This is a genomic window from Variovorax boronicumulans NBRC 103145, from assembly GCF_001591345.1.
In the GTDB taxonomy this organism is placed as follows: Bacteria; Pseudomonadota; Gammaproteobacteria; order Burkholderiales; family Burkholderiaceae_C; genus Variovorax; species Variovorax boronicumulans.
The window spans coordinates 1-10,965 of sequence record NZ_BCUS01000166.1 but is presented as its reverse complement, the minus strand read 5'-3'; the positions used below and the strand labels follow the sequence as shown (position 1 = coordinate 10,965).

The following is a 10,965-nucleotide window of genomic DNA, read 5'->3' as shown; positions in this document are numbered from 1 at the left end:
GCGCGGCATCGGCCGGGCGCAGGTGGTGCGCGACGTCGATCTCGAACTGCGCGCGGGCGAAGTCATGGGCCTGGCCGGCCTGGTCGGCTCGGGCCGCACCGAGCTCGTGCGGCTGCTGTTCGGCGCCGACCGCGCCGACCGCGGCGAGGTCGTGCTGCACGACGGCACGCCGGCCGCGCAGCCCGTGCGTCATGCGCGCAAGGGCTGGCGCTCGCCGATGCAGGCCATTCGCGCGGGCATCGGCCTCGTCACCGAAGACCGCAAGTCGCAGGGCCTGCTGCTCACGCAGCCGATCCGCGTCAACGCCACGCTGAGCGACCTCGGCGCCATCTCGCACGCCGGCTGGCTGCGCCGCGCCAAGGAGCGCCAGATTGCGCGCCGGCTGGTCGAGCTGCTGCGCATCCGCTCGCGCAGCATCGAACAACCCGTGTCCACGCTCAGCGGCGGCAACCAGCAGAAGGTGGTCTTCGCGCGCTGGCTGCACCGCGAATGCAAGGTGCTGCTGCTGGACGAACCCACGCGCGGCGTGGACGTGGGCGCGCGCGCCGACCTGTACGCCGAGCTCGACCGCATGACCGACGCCGGCAAGGCGCTCCTGATGGTGTCCAGCGACCTGCGCGAGCTGATGGCCATGTGCGACCGCATCGGCGTGATGAGCGCCGGCCGGCTGGTCGCTGTGTTCGAACGCGGCGAGTGGAGCGAACAATCGCTGCTCGCCGCCGCCTTCAGCGACGCCACGGGCCGCGTGCCCGGTTCCCCGGCGGATTCCGCCCCTTCCGCATCCGCCCCGACTTCCGCCGACGCCTGACGACCATGAACGCAGCCTCTCCCTCTTCTCCTGCTTCCGCCGCCGCCGGCAAGCCGCCGTCCGCGCTCAAGGGCCAGCTCGGCACCTACCTGGGCCTGACGGTCGTGCTGCTGGGCATGATTGCGCTCTTCGGCTCGATGAGCGAATACTTCCTCACGCGCGAGACCTTCATCTCCATCGCCAACGAAATCCCGGCGCTGGCCGTGATGGCGGTGGGCATGACCTTCGTGCTGATCATCGCGGGCATCGACCTGTCGGTGGGCTCGGTGCTCGCGCTGAGCGCGGCCGTCACGGCCGCCGCCATCCTCGAATGGAAGCTCTCGGTGCCGCTGGCCGCACTGCTGGGCCTGGCCACCGGCCTCATCTGCGGCACGGTGACGGGCGCGGTGTCGGTCGCGTGGCGGCTGCCGAGCTTCATCGTCTCGCTGGGCATGCTCGAAGCCGTGCGCGGCGGCGCCTACCTGGTCACCGACTCGCGCACGCAGTACGTGGGCGACGCCATCTCGGGCCTGGCCGCGCCATGGATCGGCGGCATCTCGGCCGCCTTCGTGCTCGCCGTGGTGCTGGTGGCCGTGGGGCAGCTGGTGCTCACGCGCTCCGTGTTCGGCCGCCATGTCGTGGGCATCGGCACCAACGAGGAAGCCATGCGCCTGGCGGGCATCGACCCGCGGCCGATCCGCATCATCGTGTTCGCCGTGACCGGCCTGCTGGCTGGGCTCGCGGGCCTGATGCAGTCGGCCCGCCTCGAAGCGGCCGACCCGAACGCGGGCGTGGGCATCGAGCTGCAGGTGATCGCGGCCGTGGTCATCGGCGGCACCAGCCTCATGGGCGGGCGCGGCTCGGTGGTCAACACCTTCTTCGGCGTGCTGATCATCGCGGTGCTCGAGGCCGGCCTGGCGCAGGTGGGCGCGAGCGAACCAAGCAAGCGCATCATCACGGGCGCGGTGATCGTGGTGGCCGTCATCATCGACACCCTGCGCCAGCGCCGGGCGGATCGTCGACTGGCCTGAGCCTCAATCGGAACCCAAAGAAAACCATGGCCACCATCAAGGACGTCGCACTCCAGGCGGGCGTTTCCGTCACCACCGTGTCGCACGTCGTCAACGACACGCGCCACGTGAGCGCCAAGGTGCGCGAGCGCGTCGAGCTGGCGATTCGCGAGCTGGGCTACGTGCCCAACGCGATGGCGCGCAGCCTCAAGAGCAACACCACCTCGACGCTGGGCATGCTCATTCCCAACAGCTCGAACCCCTACTTCGCCGAGATCGTGCGCATCGTGGAAGACCGCTGCTTCGGCGCCGGCTACACGCTGGTGCTGTGCAACACCGACGACGAGCCCCGGCGCCAGAGCGTGTACCTGCAGGTGCTGGCCGAGCGCCGCATCGACGGGCTCATCGTGGTGTCGACCGGCGCCGACGAAGACGACTCGCTCGCCACCCAGCTGCGCGGCCTGCGCATTCCCACCGTGCTGGTCGACCGCGAGATCGCCGACCCGGCCTGCGACCTGGTGGAAACCGCCCACATGCAGGGCGGCCTGCTCGCGGTGCGGCACCTGCTGTCGCTGGGCCACAAGCGCATCGCCTGCATCGGCGGGCCGCTGGGCGTGACCTCGAGCGAGCAGCGCATCGAAGGCTGGCGCATGGCGCTGGCGGAAACCGGCTCACCGCCGAACGCCGACGCGCTGCTGTGGCGCGGCGGCTTCACCAGCCAGGGCGGCTACGAGGCGATGCACGCCATCCTGCGCACCGAGCAGAAGCCTTCGGCCGTGTTCGTGTGCAACGACCTGATGGCCATCGGCGCGCTGCGCGCCGCGCATGAAAGCGGCGTGCGCGTGCCCGACGAACTGTCCATCGTGGGCTTCGACGACATCGAACTGTCGGCCTACACCAGCCCGCCGCTCACCACCGTGGCCCAGCCCAAGGAGCGCATCGGCGCGCTGGCGGTCGACATGCTGCTGGAGCGCATGGGCGGCAAGCGCCGCGACGCCCGCAAGGTCGTGCTGCAGCCCGAGCTGCGCGTGCGCGCCTCGACCGCGCGCCACGCGGGTTTTCGCGAAACCGGCGTGACGCCCGCCCCTTCCACCACCGCCACACCTTCCAAGTCCCGCACCTCGTGAGCCTTCAGCCTCTTTCTTCCTCCAAGGCACCGCGCATCGTGGTGCTCGGCAGCCTGAACATGGACATCGTGCTGCGCGTGCCGCACGCGCCGGCCGCGGGCGAAACCCTGCTGGGCCGCTCGATCGACGCCATTCCCGGTGGCAAGGGCGCCAACCAGGCCGTGAGCTGCGCGCGCGAAGGCGCGCAGGTGCAGATGATCGGCTGCGTGGGCGACGACGCGCATGGCGCGGCCCTGCGCGATGCGCTCGCGCGCGACGGCATCGACACCGCCGCGCTGCGCACCGTGGCCGACGAGCCGACCGGCACGGCGCTGATCCTCGTGGAAGACAGCGGCCAGAACCGCATCGTGATGATTCCCGGCGCCAACGCGCGCGTCGCCATCGACGAGGCCTCGCTGACGCAGCAGGTGCAGGGCGCGGCCTTCCTCGTCGCGCAGTTCGAGACCCCGATGGACCAGGTGACACGCGCCATCAACGCCGCGCACGACGCGGGCTGCGCAGTGATGCTCAACCCCTCTCCGGCGCAAGCCATCGCCGAGGCGCTCTGGCCCCGCATCGACACGCTGGTGGTCAACGAGATCGAGGCGCAGACCCTGTCAGGCCAGAACGCCGACAGCCCCGAAGAAGCAGCGCAGGCCGGTCAGGCGCTGCGCGCGCGCGGCATCGCCCGCGTGGTCGTGACGCTGGGTTCGCGCGGCGCCGTGGCCATCGACGCCGACGGCGCGCGCCACCATCCCGCGCCGAAGGTGCAGGCGGTCGACACCACCGCCGCCGGCGACACATTCCTGGGCGCGCTCGCCGTGGCGCTGGGCGAAGGCCAGTCCTTCGACGAGGCCGTGCGCCTGGGCATCCGCGCTGCCGCGCTGTGCATCCAGCAGCCCGGCGCCCAACCCTCCATTCCGCTGCGCGACGCCGTGCTGCGCAGCCCCCTGCCCCCCGACTGGATCACGCTGTGAAACGCTCTCCCCTGCTGCACGCCGAACTCTCCCACGTGATCGCCTCGATGGGCCACGGCGACATGCTGGTGATCGGCGACGCCGGCCTGCCGATTCCCGACGGCCCGCGCCGCATCGACCTGGCCGTGGCGCGCGGCGTGCCGGGGATCAGCGATGTGCTGAAGGCGGTGCTGTCCGAGATGCAGGTCGAGGCCATCGTCGTGGCCGACGAAGCGCTGCAAGGCGATGCGAAGGCGCTGCCAGGCTGGTACCCGCAGACGCTGGGCATCGCACCGCAGACGGTGTCGCACGAAGAATTCAAGCGCCGCAGCGCGAAGGCCCGCGCCATCGTGCGCACGGGCGAATGCACGCCCTACGCGAACATCATCCTGATCGCCGGCGTGAAGTTCTGAGGCTCTGAGCGACTGCCCACGGTCTGTCTGGGGTCAGATCGGGCATTGTTCAGGGCGCGCTCCCGCCGACAGGGCACCTTGCTCCGCGAATGTCCTCCGGCCTGCGGCCTCCCCCTTGATTTCGCTGCGCAAGGTACCCCATCAGCGTGAGCGTTGTTCGCAGCAGTCGTTGATCGCCCGCAAACGCAGAGCGTGCCCTCGTGCGCAGGGCATCGGGTGCTCCCCGCAGCGAAATCAAGGAGGAGCCGAAGGCGGGGGACATTCGCGGAGGGGAGTACCCGGTGTCCTGTGCATGCACCCCGAGTTGACCGCACACCACTCAGGCGTGCGGCATGCCCTTCACTCGAAGCGGTAGTTCGCGCCGACGGACTGCCCCACCTTGAGCATGTGCTCCACGCCCTGCACCACGATGCAGTTCATGCCGAAGGTGATGCCGCCGTCCACGCGCGCGTCGGCGCGGTAGGTGCGCAGCATGTCGCCGACCTCGGGGCTGCTGAGCGCGGTGGCCGGGTCGATGTCGGGAATGGGGCAGCGCGTGCAGGGCTTGACCGGGCGCAGCTCGGCCTCGCCTTCGCCGGTGGAGACGTGCAGCGCGTCGACCCTGTCTTCGTCGTGCGACTCGATGCCGGCCAGCACGATGTTCGGGCGGAAGCGCTCGATGCCGACCGGGCCGTGGCCCGCCGCTGCCAGGCGCTCGTTGAGCTCGGCGATCGAGCCTTCGCTGGCCACCAAGAGCGGGAAGCCGTCGGCGAACTGGTTCAGTGCCTCGACGCCGTCGGTCCACTTCAGGCTCGACAGGCGCTGGTGCTCGGGGTCGAAGCGCACCAGGCGCAGCGTCTGCGGCTTGCCGGGCTCCGAAAGAAAGTCGCTGAACCACTGGGCGGCGATGTCGCCCATGTCGTAGGCAGCGACTTCGTCCTTCCACACGCGCACGCGCACCGGCTGCTCGACGCGGTCGAAGGCCAGGTGCAGCGCCAGCATGCCGGGCGCGCGCAGCACGACCTCGGTGTGCTTCATCTGCGGCTGGATGAGCGCCATGCGCGGCAGTTGCCGCTGGGTGACGAACTCGCCCTGCGCATCGACCACCATCCAGGCGCGGTCGAACTCCAGGCCGGTTTCGGTGAGCAGCATCTCGTCGAGCTCGACGCCGGCGCACGACTTGACGGGGTACACGAACAGGCGGGCGATGGTGGCCTGGAGATCGAAAGCGGACGGCTGCGACACGGTGGGGGGTTCCTTTGAAATCGCTGGCCATTCTCCCGCATGAACGGGTATCGGCGCCCGCGCGCGAGGCAACTCCTACAATCATCCGATGGCCCTTTCTCCCGAAGTTTGTATCCGCGGCGCCGGCATCGTCGGCCGCACGCTGGCGCTGCTGCTGGCGCGCGAACGCGTGCGTGTCGCGCTGGTGGTGCCGCCGGCCCCCGCGGGCAAGGAAGACATCCGGGCGTACGCGCTCAACGCGGCGTCCCGCACCCTGCTCGAATCGCTGCGCGCCTGGCCCGACACGGCCCATGCCACGCCGGTGCACGAGATGCAGGTGCATGGCGACGACGGCGGCCGCGTGCAGTTCAGCGCCGCGCGCCAGAAGGTCGAGGCGCTGGCCTGGATCGTCGACGTGCCCGCGCTCGAACAGCAACTGGCCGACGCGGTGCGCTTCCAGCCCCTGATCGACGTGGTGACCGAGCCCGTGGCCGCGCCGCTCACGGTGGTCTGCGAAGGCAAGGCCAGCGCCTCGCGCGCGGCGCTGGGCGTGAGCTACGAGGTCACGCGCTACCCGCAGCACGCCATTGCCGCGCGGCTCGAGGCCGCGCACACGCACGACGGCATCGCGCGCCAGTGGTTCAACGACCGCGGCGAGGTGTTCGCCCTGCTGCCGCTGGGCGGCGTGCACGGCAAGACGCTCGCGCTGGTGTGGTCGGTCGACCAGCTGCGCGTGCCCGAGCTGGTTGCGCAAGGCGCCGACGAATTCAGCGCCGCCGTGAGCGAAGCCAGCCACGGCGAGCTGGGCTCGCTGCGGCTCACGAGCGAACGCGCCGTGTGGCCGCTGTCGCGCGCCATCGCCGACCGCTGGTCCGGCACGATGCCCGGCTATCCCACCCAGTCGTGGGTGCTCGCGGGCGACGCCGCCCACACGGTGCACCCGCTGGCGGGCCAGGGCCTGAACCTCGGCCTGGCCGACGCAGCCGCGCTGGCCGACGTGATCCGCACCCGCGACTACTGGCGCAGCGTGGGCGACGCCCGCCTGCTGCGCCGCTACGAACGCGCCCGCCGCGCCGACGTGCTGCAGATGAGCCTGGCCACCGACGGATTGCAGCAACTTTTCTCGCACAACCTGGGTCCACTTCCTGCGTTGCGCAACTGGGGCATGCGCGGTTTCGACCGCACGCGCTTCGTGAAGCACTGGATCACCGCGCAAGCCATGGGCCTGAAGTCCTGACGCCCCGCGCCCTCCAGCCCTCCACCTTTTTCCCGAAACCTTCCCGATGACCTTCGTCCGCCACCTTCTCGTCGCCGCCTGCGCGCTGCTCACGCTCTCCACCGCCGGCGCGGGCGAGGCCGAGATCCGCAAGAACCTGCCGACGCACATCCCGCAGCTGCCGCCCATCGAGGAAGTCACCAAGACGCCCGTGCCGGGCCTGTACGAAGTGCGCGTGGGCGGCAGCCAGCTGCTCTACACCGACGAACAGGGTAACTACCTGCTGCAGGGCAACCTGATCGACGCCAAGACCCGCCGCAACCTCACCGAGGAGCGCGTCGAGAAGCTCACCGCCGTCGCCTTCGACAAGCTGCCGCTGAAAGACGCCATCAAGATCGTGCGCGGCAACGGCAAGCGCAAGGTCGCGGTCTTCGAAGACCCGAACTGCGGCTACTGCAAGCGCTTCGAAAAGGACATGAAGAAGGTCGACAACGTGACCGTCTACATGTTCCTGTACCCCGTGCTCGGCCCCGATTCGACCGCCAAGTCGCGCGACATCTGGTGCAGCAAGGACCCGGGCAAGGCCTGGGCCGACTGGATGGAAAGCAGCGTCAAGCCCGCCGCCGCAGGCACCAGCTGCAACGTGACGGCGCTGGAGCGCAACGTGGAATTCGGCCGCAAGTACAACATCACCGGCACGCCCACGCTGATCTTCACCGATGGCAGCCGCGTCCCGGGCGCGATTCCCGCCGAGCAGGTCGAGAAGCAGCTCGCCGCCGCCAACTGATCCGATGGCGACCACCTCGACTTCCCGGCGCACGGCCGCAGCCACCGCCACGCCCGCCGTGCATTGCCGCGTCGAGTGCGCCGACCTGCATGCGCGCCTGTTCGCCGTCACGCTGACCATCGCCGCGCCCGCCGCGCAGCAGCGCGTGGCGCTGCCGGTGTGGATTCCGGGCAGCTACCTCGTGCGCGAGTTCGCCAAGAACCTGCAGGGCCTGCGCGCCACGCAGGGCCGCCGCAAGCCGGTGCTGACGCAGCTGGACAAGTGCAGCTGGCAGATCGGCTGCGTGCCGGGCCAGCCGCTGGTGCTGCACTACCAGGTGTGCGCCTATGACAACTCGGTGCGCACCGCCTGGCTCGACGCCACGCGCGGCTTCTTCAACGGCACCAGCGTCTGCCTGCGTGTCGAGGGCCAGACCGAGGCGCCGCACGCGCTGGAGATCGTGCCGCCCGCGCTGCCGGCCGACGCCGCGCGCTGGTCGTGCGCCACCGCGCTCGTGCCGACGAAGGCCGACAAGCACGGCTTCGGCAGCTACCGCGCCGCCGGGTATGACGAACTGGCCGACAGCCCGGTCGAGATGGGCGCCTTCTGGAGCGCCGAGTTCGAGGCCTGCGGCGTGCCGCACCGCTTCGTGATCGCGGGCGCCGCGGCCTCGTTCGACGGCGAGCGCCTCATCGCCGACACCAAGGCCATCTGCGAAGCGGAGATCCGCTTCTGGCACGGCGACAAGGCCGGCAAGCGGGGCGGCCCCAAGCTGCCGATCGACCGCTACGTGTTCATGCTCAATGCGGTGGACGACGGCTACGGCGGGCTCGAGCACCGCCACTCCACCGCGCTCATCTGCAACCGCCGCGACCTGCCGCTGCGCGGCGAAAAGAAGAAGCAGCCCGAGGGCTACACCACGCTGCTGGGCCTCATCAGCCACGAGTACTTCCACACCTGGAACGTCAAGCGCATGCGCCCGGCGGAGTTCGCCAGCTACGACTACAGCCGCGAGAACTACACGCAGCTGCTGTGGTTCTTCGAAGGCTTCACGAGCTACTACGACGACCTGCTGCTGCGCCGCGCCGGCCGCATCGACGACGCGGCCTACCTGCGCCTGCTCAACAAGACCATCAACCAGGTGCTGCAGACGCCCGGCCGGCTGGTGCAGCCGGTGGCCGACGCGAGCTTCGACGCCTGGGTCAAGTACTACCGCCAGGACGAGCAGACGCCCAACAGCACCGTCAGCTACTACACCAAGGGTGCGCTGGTGGCGCTGTGCTTCGACCTCACGCTGCGCCAGGAAGGCAAGGGCACGCTCGACGACGTGATGCGCCACCTCTGGACGCACAGCAACGGCGGCCCGATCAGCGAGGCCGACATTGCCGCCGCGCTCGAAGCCGTGGGCGGACGCTCGTACGCCCCCGAACTCGCGCGCTGGGTGCATTCGACCGACGAACTCCCGCTGGCCGATTTGCTGCGCGCGCACGGCGTGGCCACGCTCGACGACCCCTCGCAACCCGCGCAGGCGCTCGGCCTGCGCGTGGCCGAAAGCGGCGGCAGCGTGCAGATCAAGGTGGTGCTGCGCGGCGGTGCCGCCGAAAAGGCCGGTTTCTCGGCCAGCGACGAATGGATCGGCATCGAGCTGCCGGCCATCGGTGGCCGCAAGGGCGCGGCGCAACCCGCGCAAGCCTGGCGCCTCACCAAGCTCGACGACCTGGCGCTGTACCTCGGTGATGCCACCAAGTGCACCGCCCTCGTCGCGCGCGACCGCCGGCTGCTGCGCCTGCCACTCACGCTGCCGACGGGCTCGACCACGTGGCGGCTGTTCTCGCACGACGCGGCCAAGATCACGGCTTGGCTCGCCGCCAAGCCTTGATTTCTTCCGTTCAGGCCGGGTGATCGACGGCCACCGCCAGCGGCGGCCGCACGAACAGCATCGGCTGCGGCTCGCCCACCAGCACGCAGGGCTTGCCGGTGCGGCGGCAGTGGTCCTGCACGCGCCAGTAGGCGCCGTGGCTGACGCAGCCGGTCTGGCAGATCACGAGGTCGGCGGCGCGCAGGCCTGCTTCGAGCGCCGCGGGGTCGTCGGCCTCGTCGCCGCCGTCGTGGTGCAGGTAATGGCCGCCGGCAATCTCCACGAGCTGGCGCGCCAGCGAAGGCGCCTCGGGCGCCGCTTCCGAACGGCCCACGCACAGCACCGACTTGGCCCGCAGGTCGGCCGGCACCTGCGGCCCCGGCGGCAAGGCATGGTGACGCCGGCCGCCTGGCGCCAGCAGCGCATGCAGGCGCTGGGGCAAGGCGCTGCCCTTGGCCGCGCGCGCCGCCAGCTCTTCGCGCACGATGGCAATCGCCGAGTCGCGCGCCACCAGTGCGCCGCGCAACCGCACGATCTGCGCCTCGAGCCGCTCGACCCGGGCGGCCTGCTCCATCAGCAGGCGCGAGCAACGCTCCTGCACCCGGGCATAGGCCCGCAGCAACACGGCATGTTCTTGCATCGGGAAGTCCATGGCGGCCATTCTAGATGAGAACAATTCTCAAATGAAACACCCGCGCGTCAGCGGGCCCGAAGCCTGGCTGGGTATAGTGGGACGCGTTTTTTTCCCCACCTCCCCCGGAGACAGCGACACCATGAGCTACGAAAACATCGACGTGCGGACCGAAGCAGGCAAGGTCGGCATCATCACCCTCAACCGCCCCAAGGCCCTCAATGCGCTGAACGACGCGCTGATGACCGAGCTGGGCCAGGCGCTCAAGGCCTTCGACGCCGACGACGCCATCGGCTGCATCATCCTCACGGGCAGCGAGCGCGCCTTCGCGGCCGGCGCCGACATCGCGGCGATGGCCAAGTACAGCTTCATCGACACCTACAAGGGCGACTACATCACGCGCAACTGGGAAACCATCCGCTCGATCCGCAAGCCCGTCATCGCGGCCGTGAGCGGTTTCGCATTGGGCGGCGGCTGCGAGCTCGCGATGATGTGCGACTTCATCATCGCGGCCGACAACGCCAAGTTCGGCCAGCCCGAGATCAAGATCGGCGTGATCCCCGGCGCCGGCGGCACGCAGCGCCTGCCGCGCGCGGTGGGCAAGAGCAAGGCCATGGACATGGCGCTCACCGCCCGCATGATGGACGCCGCCGAAGCCGAGCGCGCGGGCCTCGTGAGCCGCGTGGTGCCGTTCGAGAAGCTGGCCGACGAAGCGCTGGGCGCCGCGCTGATCATCGCGGGCTTCTCGCAGATCGCCGTGATGGCGGCCAAGGAGTCGGTCAACCGCGCCTTCGAGAGCGGCCTGAGCGACGGTGTGATGTTCGAACGCCGCCTGTTCCACGCGCTGTTCGCCACGCAGGACCAGAAGGAAGGTATGGACGCCTTCCTGGCCAAGCGCCAGCCGGATTTCAAGAACGCCTGATCCGCCAGATCGCCGCGGGCCCGGCGGCCGCAGCAGCGGTCGCCGTCAGCGGGCTCGCGACAGCGCCGTGCGCAGCGCCTCGAGCGCCTGCGCCGGC

Annotated in this window: 11 protein-coding genes; 9 read left to right on the top strand and 2 right to left on the bottom strand. The window is 70.2% G+C overall.

Features of this window, described 5'->3' with window-relative positions; genetic code table 11:
• The 5 genes from VBO01S_RS29005 to rbsD all read left to right on the top strand — a co-directional run.
• Positions 1 to 808: ATP-binding cassette domain-containing protein (locus VBO01S_RS29005; protein WP_157627489.1), on the top strand; the 808-nt coding region annotated here is incomplete at its 5' end.
• 5 nt (positions 809 to 813) lie between these two features.
• Positions 814 to 1,818, top strand: a complete 1,005-nt coding sequence (locus VBO01S_RS29000) for an ABC transporter permease (protein ID WP_062482008.1) — start codon at positions 814 to 816, stop codon at positions 1,816 to 1,818.
• Between the two features lie 26 nt (positions 1,819 to 1,844).
• Complete coding sequence (locus VBO01S_RS28995) at positions 1,845 to 2,924, top strand: LacI family DNA-binding transcriptional regulator (protein ID WP_062482006.1); 1,080 nt, start codon at positions 1,845 to 1,847, stop codon at positions 2,922 to 2,924.
• The gene (gene rbsK / locus VBO01S_RS28990) at positions 2,921 to 3,880 is read left to right on the top strand and encodes a ribokinase (RefSeq protein ID WP_062482003.1); all 960 of its coding nucleotides are present in this window, start codon (positions 2,921 to 2,923) and stop codon (positions 3,878 to 3,880) included. Before VBO01S_RS28995 ends, rbsK begins: the two co-directional genes overlap by 4 nt.
• Positions 3,877 to 4,272, top strand: coding sequence for a D-ribose pyranase (gene rbsD / locus VBO01S_RS28985; protein WP_062482000.1), 396 nt, complete (start codon positions 3,877 to 3,879; stop codon positions 4,270 to 4,272). Before rbsK ends, rbsD begins: the two co-directional genes overlap by 4 nt.
• A gap of 339 nt (positions 4,273 to 4,611) precedes the next feature.
• On the opposite strand, the gene VBO01S_RS28980 is transcribed toward rbsD, so the two are convergent.
• Positions 4,612 to 5,496, bottom strand: coding sequence for an MOSC domain-containing protein (locus VBO01S_RS28980; RefSeq protein ID WP_062481997.1), 885 nt, complete (start codon positions 5,494 to 5,496; stop codon positions 4,612 to 4,614).
• A gap of 88 nt (positions 5,497 to 5,584) precedes the next feature.
• Between VBO01S_RS28980 and VBO01S_RS28975 the strand changes: the two genes are divergently transcribed.
• From VBO01S_RS28975 to VBO01S_RS28965, 3 genes are read left to right on the top strand one after another with little or no spacing between them, the layout of a single operon-like run.
• Entirely contained in the window at positions 5,585 to 6,712 is a 1,128-nt protein-coding gene (locus VBO01S_RS28975) for an FAD-dependent monooxygenase (protein ID WP_062481994.1), read from the top strand.
• A gap of 46 nt (positions 6,713 to 6,758) precedes the next feature.
• Positions 6,759 to 7,478: a DsbC family protein gene (locus VBO01S_RS28970; protein WP_062481991.1), complete on the top strand. Its 720-nt coding sequence runs from the start codon at positions 6,759 to 6,761 to the stop codon at positions 7,476 to 7,478.
• Positions 7,479 to 7,482: 4 nt separating this feature from the next.
• Positions 7,483 to 9,336 (top strand): M61 family metallopeptidase, encoded by a 1,854-nt coding sequence (locus VBO01S_RS28965; protein WP_062481988.1) that lies wholly within the window; start codon positions 7,483 to 7,485, stop codon positions 9,334 to 9,336.
• A gap of 10 nt (positions 9,337 to 9,346) precedes the next feature.
• Here VBO01S_RS28965 and VBO01S_RS28960 read toward each other — a convergent pair whose 3' ends face one another.
• A complete protein-coding gene (locus tag VBO01S_RS28960; RefSeq protein WP_082818339.1) occupies positions 9,347 to 9,955 on the bottom strand; it encodes a DUF2325 domain-containing protein in 609 nt (202 codons plus the stop codon).
• 133 nt (positions 9,956 to 10,088) lie between these two features.
• Here VBO01S_RS28960 and VBO01S_RS28955 point away from each other — a divergent pair, with 133 nt between their 5' ends.
• Positions 10,089 to 10,868 (top strand): enoyl-CoA hydratase, encoded by a 780-nt coding sequence (locus tag VBO01S_RS28955; protein ID WP_062481985.1) that lies wholly within the window; start codon positions 10,089 to 10,091, stop codon positions 10,866 to 10,868.
• Positions 10,869 to 10,965 lie beyond the last annotated feature (97 nt).